The sequence below is a fragment of the Pseudarthrobacter sp. TE9888 genome, assembly GCF_056279345.1.
The window spans coordinates 575535-593115 of record NZ_JBWBRD010000002.1; the positions used below are offsets into that span (position 1 = coordinate 575535).

16 protein-coding genes are annotated in these 17581 nt (G+C 66.8%); 9 read left to right on the top strand and 7 right to left on the bottom strand.

Annotated features, from left to right (window positions below):
- Positions 1-128: 128 nt before the first annotated feature.
- Together ACZ9J7_RS03335 and ACZ9J7_RS03340 are read left to right on the top strand one after the other, a co-directional pair.
- Positions 129-335: a hypervirulence associated TUDOR domain-containing protein gene (locus ACZ9J7_RS03335; RefSeq protein ID WP_476207009.1), complete on the top strand. Its 207-nt coding sequence runs from the start codon at positions 129-131 to the stop codon at positions 333-335.
- Positions 336-339: 4 nt separating this feature from the next.
- Complete coding sequence (locus tag ACZ9J7_RS03340; protein WP_476207011.1) at positions 340-1536, top strand: NAD(P)/FAD-dependent oxidoreductase; 1197 nt, start codon at positions 340-342, stop codon at positions 1534-1536.
- Positions 1537-1539: 3 nt separating this feature from the next.
- On the opposite strand, the gene ACZ9J7_RS03345 is transcribed toward ACZ9J7_RS03340, so the two are convergent.
- The gene (locus tag ACZ9J7_RS03345) at positions 1540-2100 is read right to left on the bottom strand and encodes a GNAT family N-acetyltransferase (protein WP_476207013.1); all 561 of its coding nucleotides are present in this window, start codon (positions 2098-2100) and stop codon (positions 1540-1542) included.
- A 159-nt stretch (positions 2101-2259) separates the two neighbouring features.
- Between ACZ9J7_RS03345 and ACZ9J7_RS03350 the strand changes: the two genes are divergently transcribed.
- Positions 2260-3372, top strand: coding sequence for a TRAP transporter substrate-binding protein (locus ACZ9J7_RS03350; protein ID WP_476207015.1), 1113 nt, complete (start codon positions 2260-2262; stop codon positions 3370-3372).
- Positions 3373-3385: 13 nt separating this feature from the next.
- On the opposite strand, the gene ACZ9J7_RS03355 is transcribed toward ACZ9J7_RS03350, so the two are convergent.
- Positions 3386-4546 carry an acetate kinase gene (locus ACZ9J7_RS03355; RefSeq protein ID WP_476207016.1) on the bottom strand — a complete coding sequence of 387 codons (1161 nt, stop codon included), beginning with the start codon at positions 4544-4546 and terminating at the stop codon, positions 3386-3388.
- Positions 4547-4685: 139 nt separating this feature from the next.
- On the opposite strand from ACZ9J7_RS03355, the gene ACZ9J7_RS03360 reads away from it, so the two are divergent.
- On the top strand, positions 4686-4976 hold the full coding sequence (locus ACZ9J7_RS03360; RefSeq protein WP_476207017.1) for a hypothetical protein: 291 nt from the start codon (positions 4686-4688) through the stop codon (positions 4974-4976).
- 277 nt (positions 4977-5253) lie between these two features.
- Here the strand turns inward: ACZ9J7_RS03360 and ACZ9J7_RS03365 are convergent, their stop codons facing one another.
- The 3 genes from ACZ9J7_RS03365 to pta form a co-directional block, all read right to left on the bottom strand.
- Positions 5254-5934, bottom strand: coding sequence for a hypothetical protein (locus tag ACZ9J7_RS03365; protein WP_476207018.1), 681 nt, complete (start codon positions 5932-5934; stop codon positions 5254-5256).
- A 119-nt stretch (positions 5935-6053) separates the two neighbouring features.
- Positions 6054-8789 (bottom strand): winged helix-turn-helix domain-containing protein, encoded by a 2736-nt coding sequence (locus ACZ9J7_RS03370; protein WP_476207020.1) that lies wholly within the window; start codon positions 8787-8789, stop codon positions 6054-6056.
- Between the two features lie 30 nt (positions 8790-8819).
- Positions 8820-10934: a phosphate acetyltransferase gene (pta, locus tag ACZ9J7_RS03375; protein WP_476207021.1), complete on the bottom strand. Its 2115-nt coding sequence runs from the start codon at positions 10932-10934 to the stop codon at positions 8820-8822.
- Between the two features lie 269 nt (positions 10935-11203).
- On the opposite strand from pta, the gene ACZ9J7_RS03380 reads away from it, so the two are divergent.
- From ACZ9J7_RS03380 to ACZ9J7_RS03395, 4 genes are all read left to right on the top strand, one after another.
- Positions 11204-11680, top strand: coding sequence for a hotdog fold thioesterase (locus ACZ9J7_RS03380; RefSeq protein ID WP_476207022.1), 477 nt, complete (start codon positions 11204-11206; stop codon positions 11678-11680).
- Between the two features lie 7 nt (positions 11681-11687).
- A complete protein-coding gene (gene paaK / locus ACZ9J7_RS03385; protein ID WP_476207024.1) occupies positions 11688-13064 on the top strand; it encodes a phenylacetate--CoA ligase PaaK in 1377 nt (458 codons plus the stop codon).
- A gap of 97 nt (positions 13065-13161) precedes the next feature.
- Positions 13162-13788, top strand: coding sequence for a TetR/AcrR family transcriptional regulator (locus ACZ9J7_RS03390; RefSeq protein WP_476207026.1), 627 nt, complete (start codon positions 13162-13164; stop codon positions 13786-13788).
- 103 nt (positions 13789-13891) lie between these two features.
- A complete protein-coding gene (locus ACZ9J7_RS03395; RefSeq protein WP_476207027.1) occupies positions 13892-14197 on the top strand; it encodes a hypothetical protein in 306 nt (101 codons plus the stop codon).
- A gap of 79 nt (positions 14198-14276) precedes the next feature.
- Here the strand turns inward: ACZ9J7_RS03395 and ACZ9J7_RS03400 are convergent, their stop codons facing one another.
- Both ACZ9J7_RS03400 and paaZ read right to left on the bottom strand, forming a co-directional pair.
- Positions 14277-14672 carry a VOC family protein gene (locus ACZ9J7_RS03400; RefSeq protein WP_476207029.1) on the bottom strand — a complete coding sequence of 132 codons (396 nt, stop codon included), beginning with the start codon at positions 14670-14672 and terminating at the stop codon, positions 14277-14279.
- Between the two features lie 178 nt (positions 14673-14850).
- Positions 14851-16962, bottom strand: a complete 2112-nt coding sequence (gene paaZ / locus ACZ9J7_RS03405) for a phenylacetic acid degradation bifunctional protein PaaZ (RefSeq protein ID WP_476207030.1) — start codon at positions 16960-16962, stop codon at positions 14851-14853.
- Between the two features lie 142 nt (positions 16963-17104).
- Between paaZ and ACZ9J7_RS03410 the strand changes: the two genes are divergently transcribed.
- On the top strand, positions 17105-17548 hold the full coding sequence (locus ACZ9J7_RS03410; RefSeq protein ID WP_476207031.1) for a PaaI family thioesterase: 444 nt from the start codon (positions 17105-17107) through the stop codon (positions 17546-17548).
- Positions 17549-17581: the final 33 nt, after the last annotated feature.

Genomic DNA, 17581 nt, shown 5'->3' on the forward strand with positions numbered 1-17581 from the left:
CGCCGTTTTCAGCCCTCAATAGGGCAGTTACGGAGCAATCGATGCGCCTGGGCGTACCCGTAAAAGCTCACCATGCTTACCATTGGGGGGGCACTTGTTTTTCGGCACGGGATACCAGAGGAGCAGGCATGTCATTGAGTAAGGGAACGCACGTGGAGTGGAACACTTCACTGGGCAAGACGCACGGCAGGATCGTTGAGAAGAAGACCAGTGACTTCGAGCTCGACGGCAACACCCACCGCGCCAGCGAGGATGAGCCGCAGTACGTGGTGGAATCGGACAAGACCGGCGCCCGGGCGGCGCACAAAGCATCCGCGCTGACCGAGAAGAAGTAGTCCCGTGGCTGCCCAGCACGAAGTAGTGGTCATTGGCGGAGGGAACGCCGGCATCTCCCTGGCGGCGCGGCTGCAGCGCTACGGCGTCAAGGACGTGGCAGTGATCGAACCCCGGGACCACCACCTCTACCAGCCGCTTTTCTCGCATATCGCAGGCGGCCGGGCGCAGGCCGGGGAGGCCATCCGGCCGCAGCAATCGGTTATCCCCAACGGCGTGACCTGGATCCGGGATGCCGCCGCCGGCGTGGATCCGATGGGCAACACCGTCACCCTGGAATCGGGGGCCCGGGTGGCGTACGGGCAGCTGGTGGTATGCCCGGGGCTGCAGTACGACTGGGACGCGGTGCCCGGACTCGCCGAGGCGGTCCATTCGCCGAACGGCGCCTCCCACTATGAGTTCGAACTGGCCCCCAAAGCCTGGACGCTGCTCAGCGCCATGACCTCCGGGACCGCCGTGTTCACCATGCCGGCGGGCCCTATCAAGTGCGGCGGGGCCGCCCAGAAACCCATGTACCTGGCCTGCGACTACTGGCGGGAACAGGGGGTCCTGGACAAGATCCGGGTGGTGATGGTGCAGCCCTACCCCACCGTGTTCGGGGTGCCGGAGGTGGACCGCGAACTGAACCGCAAGATCTCCGAGTACGGGATTGAACTGCGGACCAACAGTGAGCTGGTGGCGGTCAGCCCTGCCGGGCGCAGGGCCACCATCCGGGACCACGCGGCCCACACCACGGAGGACCTGGCCTACGACTTCATCAATGCCGTCCCGCCGCAGTCGGCTCCGGACTGGCTCAAGGCCACGGACCTGCCGGCTGCCGGTGACGCGGGCGGCTTCGTGGAAGTGGACCGGCAGACGCTGCGCCATCTCCGCTATCCCAACGTGTGGTCCCTGGGCGACGCCGCGGGGACCACAAATTCCAAGTCCGGCGGGGCGCTCCGCAAGCAGACCAAGGTGGTGGCCAGGAACCTCGTGGCCGCCAGGAAAGGAAAGCCGCTGCGGGCGAGGTATGACGGCTACTCGGTCTGCCCGTTCACCGTGTCACGGGACACCGTGGTGTTCGCCGAATTCGACGACACCTACCGGCCCAAGCCCACCATCCCCCGGGTGCCTACCTGGAACGAGAGCCGGCTGTCCTGGGTTGTGGACCGGGACCTGTTTCCCAAGATTTACTGGAACCTGATCCTCAAGGGCCGGGCTTAATAGCTAACCGCCGGCCCCGACACGCCATTCGGCAGCCAGGATGGCGTAGACAAGCTCGGTGGCCCACTGTCCCTTGTAACGCCATTTATCGACGTGCCGTGCCTCCAGCCGCATGCCGAGCCGGCTGCAGAGTGCGGCCGAGGCATGGTTGAGTTCATCCAGCCGCGCCTCGATCCGGTGCAGGCCAAGTTCCTCGAAGCCGAGGCGGAGCACGGCGTCGGCCGCTTCCGTGCCGTAGCCCTTGCCGCGGGCCGCCGGCGCCAGGGTCCACCCAACTTCGGCCTGGCCCTGGCCCGGTAGCCATTTCAGGACCACTTCACCCAGCAGGCCCGGATCTTCTGCTTCCTGGATGGCCAGGGCCACCCAGTCGCCCTCCTTCTCGAAGACAAAGTTGGCGTACCTGCCCACCCGCTCCATGGACTGCGTATAGGTCTTCGCTGGCCCCGGCAGGAAACGGGCGGTGTCCGGCAGCGAGTGGTAGGCGTGGAAGGCGTCCAGGTCACCGCCGTCGAACCGGCGCAGGACCAGCCGCTCGGTGGTGATGGGCAGACGGATCTCAGGCATGGATCGAGGTTACGCCACCGCCCGGCAAAGAACGACGACGGCTCCCACCTCTCACGGTCGGCGGCCTCTTGCCCCGGCGAACCTCCGGGAGTACCGTTCGCGTACGGCTCGCTGGCGCCCGTGTTGTTCCTTTGGAAAGCTTGGAAAGTAGGGGCAAGAGTGAAGTCCGCACAGCCCTGGGCAGCCCTGGTCGCCGTCGGCATTCTGCTGGCCGCCGCTTCCTGCACGTACGAGGACTCCTCGGAGGACCCCACCAGGGCAGCAACCACAGCAGCCCCCAGCGCCAAAGTGCTCCGCATCGGCACCCAGGACGATGCGATCGGACCAACCCGCGGCCAGATCGAGGAATTTGCCCGGCAGGTGCAGGCCCGGTCCCACCGAACCCTGGTGGTTGACCCGGTGTACCGGGCGGGAGGGGACACGGACAAGGGCTGGGACCAGCTGGTTGCCCGCCGGGTGATGAGCGGAGACCTGGAGATGGCCGTGGTGCCGGCCCGGACGTGGGACACCGAAGGTGTACTGGATTTCCGGGCACTCTCCGCGCCCTTCCTGGTGTCATCAAGTGCCATGATCAAGGAAGTAGTGAAACCGGAGCATGCGCGGGGGATGCTGGCCAGCCTCGAGAATGCAGGGGTCACAGGCCTGGCGCTCTTTCCGGACGGTCCGAGGATGCTGTTCTCCTTCACCACACCCATCCTCACCCTGGCGGATGTCAAGGGCATGGTGGTCAGGGCGCCCCGGTCCGACACCACCTTTGCCGTCCTCGCGTCCCTGGGCGCCGTCCCCGTGGACCTGGCCGACCAGGAATTCGGTGATGGCGTGGAGCGGGGAACGGTGGGCGGCGCCGAATCCTCCATGGCCTACGCCCGGGATTTGCCGAGGGCACGGAACACAACGGGGCGTGCAGTCGCCACCGGAAACCTTGTGGTGCATTCGAAGATCAGTACTTTGGTGATCAACAACAAGGCCAGGGCTGCCCTCACCGGGGACGAACAGCGGATTCTCCAGGAGGCCGCCGATTCCACCAGGGAATGGGCCTCCGCCCTGCTGGCACCACTCTCAGCGGAAGTCCGGAAGTACTGCGAGGGTGGCGGCAAGGTGGTCCTGGCAACAGAGGAGGAGCTCGCCGCCTTCCGTGCTGCCGCAGCACCGGTCTACGGGGTCCTGGAGCAGGACGCGGATACCAAGGAAATGATTGGACGGCTCCAGGATTTGGCCGCCAGGACTCCGGCAGACCCCGCGGTCAAACCATGCGACTACGACACCTACTGAGGATCAGACGGGATCAGGAGGCTGACCCGACGACGGCGGCCGTCGCCTCCGCGATGGCACGCTCCTCGTCGGTGGGAACCACCAGGACGGGAATTGCCGAGGACGGCGTGGAAATGACGCGCGGTTCCTTTGACCGCTCAGCGTTCAGGCCGCCGTCGAGCTCGATGCCCAGGGCACCGAGCCGGTCCGCCACGTGCGCCCGGAACTGCTGCGAGTTCTCGCCGATTCCGGCCGTGAACACCAGCGCCTTGGCCCCGCCGACGGCCACGTGGTAGCCGCCGATGTACTTGGCCAGCCGGTAGGAGGCGACGGCGAGCGCCATGGAAGCGCGTTCATCGCCGGCTTCCGAGGCTTCCACCACGGAGCGCATGTCGTTGTTGCCGGCCAGGCCCTTCAGCCCGGATTCACGGTTCAGCATGGTGTCAATGTCTTCCGGCGTCCATCCGGCACGGCCCAGGAACACCAGGATGGACGGATCCAGGTCGCCGGAGCGGGTGCCCATCACCAGGCCTTCGAGCGGGGTGAAACCCATGGAGGTGTCCACGGAGAGGCCGCCCCGGATGGCGGTGACGGACGCGCCGTTGCCCAGGTGGGCGATGACGCCGTCGAACTCCTCGATGGGGAGGTCCAGCAGCGCCGCGGCCCGGCGCGCAACGTACTCGTGCGAGGTGCCGTGGAAGCCGTACCGGCGGATGCCGTGGTTGGTGTACAGCTCGTCCGGGACGGCGTAGCGCCAGGCATGCTCGGGCAGGGTGCGGTGGAAGGCGGTGTCGAAGACGGCCACCTGCGGCATCTTGGGCCATTTCCTGGTGATGGCGCGGATACCCAGGACGTTGGCGGGGTTGTGCAGCGGAGCCAGCGGGTTGAGCCGTTCGATGGCACGGGTGATTTCGTTGTCCACCAGCACGGGCTCGGCGAACCGTTCGCCGCCGTGGACCACCCGGTGCCCCACGGCGCCCAGTTCCCGGTCCCCCAACTCCCGGTGGATCGCCGCGTCAACCTGTTCCAGGGCCTCGGCGTGGTCCCGCGGGCCTTCGACCTCACCGTCCCCGCCGCCGCCGTTGCCCATGCCGATCTTCTCGATCAATCCCTCGGTGAGCACCGTCCCGGCCGCCACGTCACGGACCTGGTACTTCAACGACGACGAACCGGAGTTGATGACGAGCACGAGCATGCGGGGCCTCCTCAGCCTGGCGTCTGCAGTTCAACCCCCACTATAGGTGGCCACGCTTCCGCGCCGTTTCCTTGCGGAGCAGCGAAGCCTGTGCATAGAGTCGGCAGACCAGGCTGGACCACGCCGAGAGGACAATTCCATGACGAACGAGCCCAATTCGATCGACGAGAACGACCCCACCAACACGGGATCCAGCAGCACCGCCCCGCTCAACGCGCAACCGGATTCGGGCAGCAAGGGTGATCCGACGGGGGTGGAGGGCGCCAACCCGGCGCTGGACGATACCGGGAATCTAAAGGCTGCGGAAACCGGCGAGGCGCCGGAAGCACCGGAGAACCCCGAAGACCTGGACCTCACACCGCAGGGCCTCTCCGACGAACCCGCAAAGCAGGAAGACCCTGAGAGCCCCGCCAAGCCGGACAACAGCTAGGCGTTCGACGGCGGTACCGGGCTTTGTTGGAAAAGCCCGGTACCGCCGTCATGCGTTCCCTCCGCCTCCACCGAGATGAGCACTAGGCCAAGGTCACGGACCCTGGCAAGCAGCCCGTGAAGGGCCGCTTGGTCCGGGACCGTCCCGCTTAAGGAGGTGGTTCCCCCGTCGTCGTGCGTCACCGCCAGCCCTCCAAACCAGGCAGACCAGTTCCGGTCAAGGTGCCCTCCGACACGGATGCGGTACCGGCCGGGCTTCTCTTGTCGAGGGACGGCGGTCACGGCATACCGACCTGGCCCAGTACCTGGGTTGGGGCCGGGGACTCGCCAGCAGGCTTCAGCCCCCGCCAGAGGGAGTACCCAAGGCCGATCATGGCCACACCGGTGGGAATGGCGAACAGCCGCTCGTTGACCTGCGGCAGGAAGGGTATGGCCAGGGTTGCCACCGAGGCTGCGGCCAGGAGTGCGGCGGCCCAGCGGGCCAGGACCCGGGCACGGAACAGTGCGATGCCGAACAAGAGGCCGCCACCCAGGAATGTGGCTGCACCGGCCAGGTTCAGCACCGTCATCAGGCCCACATCACCATGCACCGGCTCACCCAGGATCAGGGCAAAGACGTCATTCACGTAGCCGGGATTGGTCCGGGCCACCGTTGGAAGGACCACAAGTCCGATCAGTTCCATGCCGGTCATGATGAGGTAGCCCGCGGCGAATACAAGGTATCCCACCAACCCCAGGACGCTTCCCCGTGAAGCCTGACGAAGGTAGATGCCGGTGATGCCGATCAGGGACAGCCAGGCCATGAGGATCTTGAGGGATTGGCGGACTGCATACTCCGTCGTGACAGCGAACTCGGCGTCCAAGTGCGGGTGGTTGATCTGGACACCGATGAACAGTGCACCCGCGGCGGCGGCGCTGACGCCGGCCCAGCGGGTGAGGCGGGTGGTGGTGATGGACATGGTGGGCTCCTAAGCCTTGGGGTTCCGGCTGCGGAGCGCTGCCGGATAAGTCCAAGGTAGGAATCCGTTGGGTGAGCGGGCATCACCCGATGATGTGATCCGTGAGGGTGACCCGGGAGTCAGGCCAGGCCATGACGTCGCGCAAGGGCGACCGCCGACCGCCTGCTGGTCACGCCAAGCTTGGTGAAGATGTGCTTGGTGTGGGTACGGAGGGTGTTCTGCGAAATGAAGAGGGCCCGGGCAATTTCCGGGCCGCTGAGCTCAGTGCCCAGGAGCCGGAGGACCTGCAGTTCGCGCTCACTCAGCGGATCAATGACGGCCGGCGGCGCCTTCCCCAAGCGTGCCGGCTCCTTCCCGGTCGGGGCAGCCATGCCAAGCAGGTGCCGGGCGGTTGCAGCGGTGCCGTGGTGCGTCCCGTCACCCGACCGTACGATCTCGCGCAGAAGTTCCTGCACGGGTGCCCCTTCGTCGAGGAACAACCGCACGTAGGCCTCCGGTTCCGGTGACGCCGTGAGGGCCTCCCGAAGGGCCTCCTGCGCCTGCGCCCGACGGCCCAACAAAGCAAGGGCCACGGCCTGGAGCATCCTGATTTCCATCAGGCTCCCCGCCCGGCCGGATGCCGCGGCATTGGTGGCCAGCCGGTCCAGGAGGTCAGGTGCATCAAGAGCGGCACCAGGATCCGCCGGCAGCTCGGCGATCATCAGGCGGACAAGGGTCAGTTGGTTGTACTCCCCAAGGTAACCGAGGTCGTCATGCGCTGTGATCCCGAGCGCACGGGCCCAGGCGCCGGCGGCGGCGAGGTTACCCTGGCGTATCCAGAGGCGTGCCCTGACTGCGGGAACAGGGCGCACCTCCGGAAAGTAACCGGGCCGGTAAAGCTCCTCTGCCCGGTCCAGGCAGCTGACCGCCCGTCCAGCGTCACCCGCATCCTGCGCCAACAATCCAGCGGCCAGGAACCAGCGGTAACGGCTTTCCGTCATCGGCCCGCGTTCGACGAACTCTGCGGCGGCATCAAGGTGGCTTTTTGCCGCGGCAGGTTCGCCGGCCTGCCGTGACATTTCGCTGAGTACCACGTGCAGTTCGGCGCTGGCGCGCACCAGCGATTCCCCATGGTCTGCGGCAGCCTGCAGCGCAATATTGCAGATCCTGCGCGCCTCACCGGGCTGGCCGGCCGTGAGCAAAATGTCCGCCAGGATCACGGTGCTGCCAAACCCGTCGAGAAGGTTGCCCCCGGCATGAAGGCTGGCTATTGCCTCCGTGAAGGTCTGCCGGGCTTCATCAACCGTCCCGGCAGCCCAGGCAGCCAGTCCCAGGAAACCAGCCGCCGCACCGCGCGACAGGTGGTCCTCCGGGCGCCCGCGTTCAAGGGCCTCCCGCGCATACGTCGCGGCACCGGTTGTGTCTCCCCGGGCCAGGGCGAGCGCTGCGCGGTAGGTGGCGATTGTCGCCGGTAAGGCCTGAAGCTCCAGGTTCTCCGGGTCCGGCGGGTCGTCCGGTTTCCTTGGACGGACAGCAGCCGCGGCCGCAAGCATTTCCTCGGCGTCGGCAAGCCGCTGCTCCACGGCGCGCAGGTCGCCCTCCGCCATCAGCATCGCCCCATAAAAGACGGTGAGCACCGGGCTGCGGCGGATGGTGCCGTCAGGGAGTTTCCGAAGCCACGCGAACAGCACCGTGTCCTGGCGGTTGCGCCGGAGCAGCGGCACAGCCTGTTCCACCAGCAGGGCGGCGAACTCGTAGTCCTGGCCGGCGAGGGCGTGCCGGACGGCGTCGGCGGTGCCACCGTGGGACGCATGCCAGCGGCTGGCTCGCCGGTGGAGTACCGGAACGCGCCCGGGATCGTCCCTGAGCAGCCTGCTTCCAAGGACGTCGGCGAAAAGGTGGTGGTAGCGGTACCATTCCCGCCTGTCATCGAGGGGAATGACGAAGAGATTTGCCCGCTCCAGGTCTGCCAGCATGCCGCCGCCACCCTCGGTTCCAGCCACGGCATCGCACAGGGGACCCGTCAGGCGATCGAGGACTGCCGTGTGCTCCAGGAAGCTCCGGACATTGTCCGTCTGGTGCCGCAATACTTCGTCCACAAGGTAATCCACGACGTACCGGTCATCACCTGCAAAGCCCTCAATGAAACCGGCGGGGTCTGGCCGGTCCCGGATGGACAGTGCGGCAAGTTGCAAGGCGGCAATCCAGCCCTCCGTCCGCTGCTCCAGCGTTGACACCTGTGCGTCGGCCAGTCCTAGCCCGGCCGCGCCGTTGAGGTAAGCCGCAGCCTCGTCCCGGGTGAACCGCAGGTCTGCTGCCCTGATCTCCAGGAGCTCTCCCCGTGACCGCCAGCGCGAAAGGGGCAGGCCAGGGTCCGAGCGCGTGGACACCACCACGTGCACGTTGGGCGGGCGGTGTTTGAGGAAGTAGGCAATACCGTCAGCGATGGCAGGGCTGTCCACTGCGTGGTAGTCGTCCAGGACCAACCAGATGTCATGGGCGGCCGCGGCGAGGTCGTTGAGCAGCACGGTCAGGACAAGCTCTGTTGCCAATGGTGGGGACGCGACCAGTTCCTGCGCTGCGGTGCCGATACCGGGGAGCGCTTTCCGGAAGGCAGCTATGACATAAGCCCAGAACGTGGCCGGGTCGCTGTCCGCCGGTTCCAGCGAAAGCCAGGCGACGCTCCGCTGTTGCTTCGTGGTGTCTGCGAGCCAGTCGGCGAGGAGCGCGGTCTTCCCGAAGCCTGCCGGGGCCGAGACCAGCGTCAGTGCGGCGCCTTCGGTGTGGACCAGTTTTTCGAAAAGGCGCGGCCGGGCCACCAGGCCCCGCGGGGGGACAGGAACGTAAAGCTTGGTGGCCATCAACGGCTGCTCCATGTGATCACCCTAGGCGACGCAAGCAACTGCCTAAGTGCCGGCGTCGTCCTTTTGAAGCGGGGCCTGTGTTTGCACTGGGGACTGAGCCTGGATGGCAGTGATGGCCACCGTGTTCACGATGTCCTCCACCGTGCAGCCTCGGGAGAGGTCGTTGACCGGTTTGCGCAGCCCCTGCAGGACCGGCCCTACCGCCACGGCCCCGGAGCTCTGCTGCACGGCCTTGTAGGTGTTGTTGCCGGTATTCAGGTCCGGGAAAATGAACACCGTGGCTTGCCCGGCCACGGAGGAACCGGGCATCTTGGACGCGGCGATCGAGGCGTCCACGGCGGCGTCGTACTGAATGGGTCCTTCGACGGCGAGGTCGGGCCGGCGCTGGCGCACCAGTTCGGTGGCTTGCCGGACCTCGTCCACGGCCTCGCCCGCGCCGGAGCCGCCGGTCGAATAGGACAGCATGGCCACCCGAGGGTCCACCCCGAACTGCGCCGCGGTCTCGGCAGACGCCAGGGCGATGTCGGCCAGCTGCTCCACATTCGGATCCGGGTTCACGGCGCAGTCGCCGTAGACCAGGACGCGGTCCGGCATGAGCATCAGGAACACCGAGGACACGATCTTCACGCCCTCCCGCGTCTTCACGAACTCCAGCGCGGGCCGGATGGTGTGCGCCGTGGTGTGGGCGGCACCGGACACCATCCCGTCCACCACGCCGAGCTGGACCATCATGGTGCCGAAGTAGCTGACGTCCTGCATGACCTCCAGCGCCTTGGGCAGGTCCACGCCCTTGTGCGCCCGCAGTTCCGCGTACTTTTCGGCGAATTTCAGCCGCAGGTCCGAGGTGGCCGGGTCGATGACATTGATGCCGGACAAGTCGATGCCGTTGGCGGCTGCCAGCTCGCGGACGTCGGATTCGGGGCCCAGCAGGGTCAGGTCGCAGACATCGCGGCGGTGCAGGATCTCGGCGGCCCGAAGGATCCTGACATCCGTCCCCTCCGGCAGTACCACGTGGCGTCGCTGCGCCCGGGCCCGCTCGATCAGGTCGTGCAGGAACCGCAGCGGGGTCATCCGTTCCGCCCTGGGCAGGTGGAGCCGCTCCACCAGTTCGGCCTCGTCCACGCGGCGGGACCAGAGGCCCAGGGCTGATGCCACCTTGCGCCGGTGGCCCGACCAGATCTCGCTGCGCACCTCTGACACCCGGCGGGCCGTTTGGTACGTGTCCTCGTCGGCGGCAAAGACCGGGAACGGCGCCTGGGCCAGGAGCGGGTAGATGTTGGCGTCCGGTGCCAGGCCACCCGTGAGGATGAGCGCGGAGGCCACGGGAAATTCGGGTGAGAAGGACGAGGCCAGGCAAGCCACCATTACGTCGGCCCGGTCCCCCGGCACGATGACCAGGGCGCCCTCGTCCAGCACGTTAAGGAAGTTGCCCACGTTCATTGCGGCCACTTTGATGTCCCGGACGTCGCGTTCCATGTCCGGGGTTCCCGCGATCTGGCGGACGCCCAGGGCCGCCGCCACCTCGCCGGTGGTGGGCCGGGCGATCTCCTCCAGCTCCGGCAGGATGTACACGGGGCGGCCGGAAGCGCCGGGCTTCAGAGCGGCCGCGATGGCGTCCAGGTCGCCGGCGCTGGCCCTGTTCACCATGATGGCCAGCAGCGCACACCGTTCGGCGGCGAGCTCCTTGCGGGCAACTTCGACGGCGGCAGCGGTTTCCGGGACGGTCCGCCCCTTGGCGCCCACCACGGCCACCACGGGCGTGGCGAGGTTGTTGGCCAGCCGGGCGTTCAGGTCAAACTCGACGGCGGAGTCCTGGCCGACCAGGTCCGTCCCCTCCACGATCACCACGTCGCAGTGCCGGGCGATGTCCGCGAAGATCTCCACGCACCGGGCATCGATTTCCGCTCGGTTTCCTTCCGCAAGCAGGGTGCGGACCTCTTCGTAGGTCAGGCCCCCGCGGCAGCGCTCGTCCTCCAGGGCGAATCGGGCCTTCATCAGCGCCACCATGGGGTCATCGGCAGCCGAGGGCCCGTGGACCACTGGCTTGAAGAACCCGATCCTGTCGGCGTGCCGGTGGAGGGTGTCCGCCAGGCCCAGGGCCACGAGGGACTTGCCCGAGCCGGGGGTGGTTGCGCTGACGTAGATGCCTGTGGCCATGGTCCGCCCTTTGCTGTTGGTGCTGGTGCCGGTCCCCCCAATCCTTGCACTTCGAGGCTGTGCGCGGGGCGCCTGACCCAGCGTCGACTGCTCCGTAACCGCCGTTTTGAGCGCTGAAAACGGCAGTTACGCAGCAATCGATCAAGGGGCGCCCCAGGCCCGGCAACCGGGCAGGAGCGTCCGCGCGCGGGCCGCCTCCTCTTGACACCGGACCCCCTTATGGGATTACCTAATGAACATTCGGTAAATAAAGCTGGAGGCAATGACGCATGGCTGAAACTACACTTTCCGGGGCTACCCACCCCATCCTGGAAAACGACTACGCCTCCGAGTGGATGGGAATCGAGGTCCTCGCCCTCAGCGACGGCCACGCCACCATCCGGATGACGCTCCGGCAGGAAATGCTCAACGGCTTCGGCATGGCCCACGGCGGAATGATCTTCGCCTTCGGCGACACTGCCTTCGCCCTGGCGTGCAACCCCATCCACCCTGCACCCGGCGAGGAAACCACCATCACCGTTGCCTCCGGCGTCGACATCAATTTCCTCAAGCCCGCATTCCGGGGCCAGGTGCTCACCGCCGTCGCGGACCGCCGCTCCAGCGCCGGACGCAGCGGACTCTACGACATCCAAATCTTCGCCGCCGACGCCGGTGCGCCGGCTCCCGAAGGCCAGCCCAGTTCCAGCACCCCGGGCGAGCTCATCGCCGAGTTCCGCGGACGCAGCCGCACCATCCCCAAGAAGTAGGAAAATCATGACCCTGCATGCCCCCGAAACCCCCGCCGCTGCCGCTTCCACCCAGGACACCGCCGCCGGCACCGACGCCGTGTTGGACCGCGAGGAAACCATCTCCCGCGACGAACTCGAGGCCCTCCAGCTCGCCCGCCTCCAGCACACCGTGGCCTACGCCTATGAGCGTGTGCCGCTGTACAAGCGCAAGTTCGACGAAGCCGGGATCCACCCCAACGACCTGCGCGAACTCGAGGACCTTGGCAACTTCCCCTTCACCACCAAGGACGACCTGCGGGAGGAATACCCGTTCGGCATGTTCGCGGTGCCGCAGAATGAGGTAGCCCGGATCCACGCCAGCTCCGGCACCACTGGCCGGCCCACCGTCGTCGGCTACACCAAGCAGGACCTGGCCGACTGGGCCAAGCTCGTTGCCCGCAGCTTCCGCGCTTCGGGCATCCGGCCCGGCATGAAGGTCCACAACGCCTACGGCTACGGCCTCTTCACCGGCGGCCTGGGCGCACACGCAGGCGCCGAAGCCCTGGGCTGCACCGTCATCCCCATGTCCGGCGGCCAGACCGAGCGCCAGATCCAGCTGATCCAGGACTTCAAGCCGGACGCCATCCTGGCCACCCCCACGTACCTGCTCACCATCGCCGACGCCATGGCACACATGGGCATCGACCCCGCCTCCACGTCGCTGAAGTTCGCTGTCCTCGGCGCCGAGCCGTGGACCCAGGAGATGCGCCACGAACTCGAAGTGATGATGAACATCAAGGCGTGCGACATCTATGGCCTGTCCGAGGTCATGGGCCCGGGCGTTGCCGGCGAGGCCGTTGAAACCCAGGACGGCAGCCACATCTGGGAGGACCACTTCCGCCCCGAAATCATCGACCCCTTCAACCCGGCCCCAGGCAAGGAAAACGTCCTGCGCGACGGCGAGCACGGCGAGCTGGTCTTCACCTCGCTCACCAAGGAAGCCCTGCCCATCATCCGGTACCGGACCAAGGACCTGACCCGCCTGCTGCCCGGTTCGGCACGTCCCGCGCACCGCCGGATGGGCCGCATCACCGGCCGCAGCGACGACATGATCATCCTGCGCGGCGTGAACCTGTTCCCGTCCCAGATCGAGGAAATCGCCCTCCGCATCCCCGAGCTGAGCCCGCACTTCCAGCTCGAGCTGACCCGGCCGGAAGGCCAGCGGATGGACCAGCTGACCGTCCGGATCGAGCGCCGGGATGCGGTCACCGTTGAGCAGAGCACGACGGCGGCGCGCACCCTGAAGGAACAGATCAAGATCCACGTGGGTTCTTCGTGCACCGTGAACGTGGTGGATCCCGGTTCGCTGGAGCGGTCCAACGGCAAGCTCCGCCGCATCTACGACATGCGGCCCAAGGCGTAGCGGAACATGCTGCGGGGCGTGGCCGGGCCGGCCGGGATAACTCCCGGCCGGCCCGGAGCTCCCCGACCGACCGACCGTTCGTGAGAAACTAGCCACTATGCCCAGCACCACCGAAACATCCAGCCCGGCCAACGGCACCGCCAAGCGCGGCCGCCCCGGCTACGACCAGCAGTCTGTGCTGCGCATCGCCGTCGACGTCTTCAACCGCCATGGCTACGACGCCACGTCCATGGGGATCCTGGCGGACAACCTGGGCATCTCCAAGTCCGCGATCTACCACCACGTGCCGTCCAAGGGCGACCTGCTCAAGCTTGCCCTCGACCACGCGCTCGGCGGCCTTGAGTCCATTCTTGAGCAGCCGGAAGCCACCTCAGGGGCCGCTGATGCCCGGCTGGAGTTCGTGCTTCGCCAAACCGTGGCGGTGCTGGTGGACCGCCTGCCCTTCGTCACGCTGCTGCTGCGGTTGCGCGGCAACACGGAAATCGAGCGGGACGCGCTGGAACGCCGCCGGGCCTTCGACCACAAGGTGGCCGTACTGATTTCGGCTGCCCGCGACGAGGGTTCGCTCCGCCAGGACATCGATCCCCGCACCGTCACGAGGCTCCTGTTCGGCATGATCAACTCGATCGTGGAATGGTACAAGCCCGGCGGGGCCCTGTCCCCGCAGCGCCTGGCCGACGACGTCATCACCATGGCGTTCGACGGCCTGCACGCAGACTTATAGAGCCCAAAGCCAGTGGCCGCAGCAAAGTACTAAGCGTGCTTGGTATTTAGCGGCTCCCCGGCTACGGTGGTATGAAACCAGTGACTCCAGGGAGGTAGGGAAGATGAGTACCCATAAAGAAGATCCCGACGCAGGATTCATCGTCCCGGATCCGTCAAAGCTCCGCGAGGACATTCCCGGTGACGCCGGCGACGAGGCCAACGCGATCCGCTTCAGCGAGGAGCAGGCCCTGATCGAGGAGCAGTCGCACGGAATCCGCCCCGATACCTACAGCGTCCCGCCGGGCGGCCCCACCATGGACGAGGCCCGCGGCAACATGGACCTCTCCGACCGCAGCGAGGACGGCCGCGGCACCGGACGCGAGGACGACAGCAGCGACGACGGCCTGCACGGCGGCGCCGAAAGCTGACGCCCGGCAACCACTAAAACAGCAGGGGCGCCCCATATGGGGCGCCCCTGCTGTTTTAGTTCCTCAGCGTGCCGCGTGCCTAGACTTGGTACTCGGGCTCGCTGCCGAGGTTTTGGTGGACGCAGAGGATATTGTGCTCGGTGTCCATGAACCACGCGCACTTCTCGGATGGCGTGGTGCAAATGTGGTTTTCCGTCTTCAGGGTGGGCAGGTCGTAGTCCTGGAACAGGACGCCCCTGGCCTCCATGTCACGGACGGCGGCCTCGATATCCGCAACCTCAAAGCTCAGTGCCGTGTGGTCCGAGTGCCTGCCGTCGGAGACCGGCATCAGCTGCAGCAACGGCCCGCCGTCGGTGCCGAGCAATTCGCTGCCATCGTCCGTCATTCCGCGGTGCGGGAGACCCAGCTTTTCGGTATAGAAACTCCGGGCACGGGCTGCATCGTCGACAGGCAGGATGGTCGTGGCTGTGTTCATTTTCAGGGGCATTGGGGCCACCTCCTACGGGCAGAATCATACGCCCGGCGGCCCCAAAAAGAACCGGGTCCAAACGCCCCATCACCTCCCGCCCACCAAACCCAAACGCCCCATCACTTTCTTCAAAGAAGTGATGGGGCGTGTGGGAAAAACCGGCAGTAAGTGATGGGGCGTGTGGTTACTTTTCGACGAGCGTGAGGACGTCGTAGGTGGCCACGATCTCGTCGTCCTGGTTGGTCAGGACGGCGTCCCAGGCCACCTCACCGTATTCGTCCGTTTCGCGCGGGGTGATCTTCTTGGCCGTGAGGGTCACCCGGATGGAATCGCCGGCGGCAACGGGCTTGGTGAACCGGCAGTTCTCCAGCCCGTAGTTGGCCAGGACGGGGCCCGGTGCGGGCTCCACGAACAGCCCGGCGCCCCATGCCAACAACAGGTAGCCGTGCGCCACGATGCCCGGGAAGATCGGGTTCGCTGCCGCGGCCTCTTCGTTCGTGTGGGCGTAGAACGTGTCTCCGGTGGAGTTGGCGAACGCGCTGATGTCATCGAGCGTGACCTGGCGCAGGTCGGAGCGGACGGCATCGCCAATCCGAAGGGTTGAAAGGTGCTTCCGGAACGGGTGGGTCCCCTCGGTTTCCACGGTGAAGTTGCGGTCAGCCCCGGTGTGCCACACACCGGTGACCGCGGTCAGCATGTTCGGGGAGCCCTGGATGGCCGTCCGCTGCATGTGGTGCAGCACGGATCGGATGCCGCCGAGTTCCTCGCCGCCGCCGGCGCGTCCCGGACCGCCGTGGACCAGGTGGGGAACCGGCGAGCCGTGGCCGGTGGAGGACCTGGCGTCCTCGCGGTTGAGCATCAGGACGCGGCCATGGTGGGCGGCGATCCCGGTGACGAGCTCGCGGGCCACCTCAGGATCATTGGTGCACACCGAGGCCACCAGTGAGCCACCACCGCGGGCGGCGAGCCGGACGGCGTCGGCCAGGTCCCTGTAGCCGATCACGGACGACACCGGTCCGAACGCCTCGAGCGAGTGGACGGACTCGGCTTCCGGGTTGTCCCAGTTCAGGACCACAGGTGCCATGAAGGCCCCACCGTCCACTACACCGGTGGTTCCGTCGGCGGAGGTGACCGACGGCGAATCGAGCGTTCCGTACGCAAGCTCACCGCCGGCGTCGAGCATTGACTGCACGGCGGCGCGGACGTCCTCCATCTGTTCCACCGACGCAAGGGCGCCCATGGTGACGCCTTCGCCGCGGGGGTCACCAAGGACCACGCGCTCGGCGATGCGCTTGCCGATGGCTGCCGACACGGCGGGCACCAGTTCCTGCGGCACGATGGCCCGGCGGATGGCGGTGCATTTCTGGCCGGCCTTGACGGTCATCTCAGTGACCACTGACTTGACGAAGGCATCGAACTCGGGGGTGCCCTCCACGGCGTCCGGGCCCAGGATGGCGGCGTTCAGGGAGTCGGTTTCGGAGGTGAACCGGACGCCGCCCTCCACCACGTTCTGGTGGGCCTTCAGGGACTTGGCCGTGGAGGCGGAACCGGTGAAGGCCACTAGGTCGCGGTAGTCCAGGACATCCAGCAGGCCGCGGACCGAGCCGGAGATGAGCTGCAGCGAGCCCTTGGGCAGGATGTTTGATTCCACGATGGCTTTGACCACGGCGGCCGCAACGTATCCGGTGGGGGTGGCGGGCTTGACGATGGTGGGCACGCCGGCCAGGAATGCGGGGGCGAACTTCTCCAGCATGCCCCAGACCGGGAAGTTGAAGGCGTTGATCTGTACCGCGACGCCGGGGATGCGGGTGTAGATGTGCTCGCCAGCGAAGGAGCCATCCTTGGAGAGCACCTCCATGGGGCCGTCCACCACAACCTGGGCGTTGGGCAGTTCACGCCGGCCCTTGGAGCCGAACGTGAACAGGACGCCGATGCCGCCGTCGATGTCCACCATGGAGTCGATCTTGGTGGCGCCGGTCTGGTAGGAGAAGGCGTAGAAGTGCTCCCGGCGCGCGTTGAGGTACTGCGCCAACTCCTTGAGCTTGAGTGCACGCTGGTGGAAGGTCAGCTGGCCGAGTTCGGCCTGGCCGGTAGTGCGGCCGTACTCCACGACGGCGCCGAGGTCCAGCCCCTCCGTGCTCACCTTGGCCAGGATCTCCCCCGTGCTCGCGTCCCGGACGGGGACCGCGGAAGCCGAGGAGCCGGCGTCGGGCGTCCACCAGGCGTCCATGACGAAGCTGGGCACTGTCTCCACGGTGTCGACCGTGGCCTCGGGAGCTGTGGCTGTGGTGGTCATCGTTGACGGTCCTTCCAACAAGGGGGCAGGCAAAGCGGCCGGTCATTACTGACCGTCCGTTCGGTAATATATTCACCATACATGACGTGCCGTGCTGCAGACTAGAAGGCCAGTACGGAATTGCCGCCTCAAAGGAGAATCCATGAATGCCGCTGCCCGGAAAGATGACGCCGGAAGCCAGCCCTCCGAGCACGAACTCTGGAAGATTACCCTCGGGGAGCTGGACGAGAAGATGGGCGTGAAGATCCTGGAGGAGTCAGTGGAGCGCGTTGTGGCCACCATGCCCGTGGAAGGAAACAGGCAGTCGTTCGGACTGCTGCACGGCGGCGCTTCCCTGGCTGTGGGAGAGGCAGTGGGGTCCTGGGCAGCTGTGATCCATGCCAGCACCATGGGCAAGACGGCCGTGGGCGTGGATGTTTCCGCCACCCACCACCGCTCTGCTCGGGAGGGCCAGGTGACCATCACCGCCACCCCGATCCACCTGGGCGGCACGCTCACCACGCACGAGGTGCTGATCACCAACGAGTCGGGCCAGCGGCTGTGCACGCTGCGCATCACCAACCTGCTGATGAAGCGCCACAAGTAGCGGCGGCTCCGCCCGTCGAACCTTAGTCCGACG

What these genes read in the sequence shown, in the direction of transcription:
- ACZ9J7_RS03335 (WP_476207009.1), top strand. Translation starts at nt 129, where the DNA reads ATGTCATTGAGTAAGGGAACGCACGTGGAGTGGAACACTTCACTGGGC.
- ACZ9J7_RS03345 (WP_476207013.1), bottom strand. Translation starts at nt 2,100, where the DNA reads ATGCCTGAGATCCGTCTGCCCATCACCACCGAGCGGCTGGTCCTGCGC.
- ACZ9J7_RS03355 (WP_476207016.1), bottom strand. Translation starts at nt 4,546, where the DNA reads ATGCTCGTGCTCGTCATCAACTCCGGTTCGTCGTCGTTGAAGTACCAG.
- ACZ9J7_RS03360 (WP_476207017.1), top strand. Translation starts at nt 4,686, where the DNA reads ATGACGAACGAGCCCAATTCGATCGACGAGAACGACCCCACCAACACG.
- ACZ9J7_RS03365 (WP_476207018.1), bottom strand. Translation starts at nt 5,934, where the DNA reads ATGTCCATCACCACCACCCGCCTCACCCGCTGGGCCGGCGTCAGCGCC.
- ACZ9J7_RS03370 (WP_476207020.1), bottom strand. Translation starts at nt 8,789, where the DNA reads ATGGAGCAGCCGTTGATGGCCACCAAGCTTTACGTTCCTGTCCCCCCG.
- pta (WP_476207021.1), bottom strand. Translation starts at nt 10,934, where the DNA reads ATGGCCACAGGCATCTACGTCAGCGCAACCACCCCCGGCTCGGGCAAG.
- ACZ9J7_RS03380 (WP_476207022.1), top strand. Translation starts at nt 11,204, where the DNA reads ATGGCTGAAACTACACTTTCCGGGGCTACCCACCCCATCCTGGAAAAC.
- paaK (WP_476207024.1), top strand. Translation starts at nt 11,688, where the DNA reads ATGACCCTGCATGCCCCCGAAACCCCCGCCGCTGCCGCTTCCACCCAG.
- ACZ9J7_RS03390 (WP_476207026.1), top strand. Translation starts at nt 13,162, where the DNA reads ATGCCCAGCACCACCGAAACATCCAGCCCGGCCAACGGCACCGCCAAG.
- ACZ9J7_RS03395 (WP_476207027.1), top strand. Translation starts at nt 13,892, where the DNA reads ATGAGTACCCATAAAGAAGATCCCGACGCAGGATTCATCGTCCCGGAT.
- ACZ9J7_RS03400 (WP_476207029.1), bottom strand. Translation starts at nt 14,672, where the DNA reads ATGAACACAGCCACGACCATCCTGCCTGTCGACGATGCAGCCCGTGCC.
- paaZ (WP_476207030.1), bottom strand. Translation starts at nt 16,962, where the DNA reads ATGACCACCACAGCCACAGCTCCCGAGGCCACGGTCGACACCGTGGAG.
- ACZ9J7_RS03410 (WP_476207031.1), top strand. Translation starts at nt 17,105, where the DNA reads ATGAATGCCGCTGCCCGGAAAGATGACGCCGGAAGCCAGCCCTCCGAG.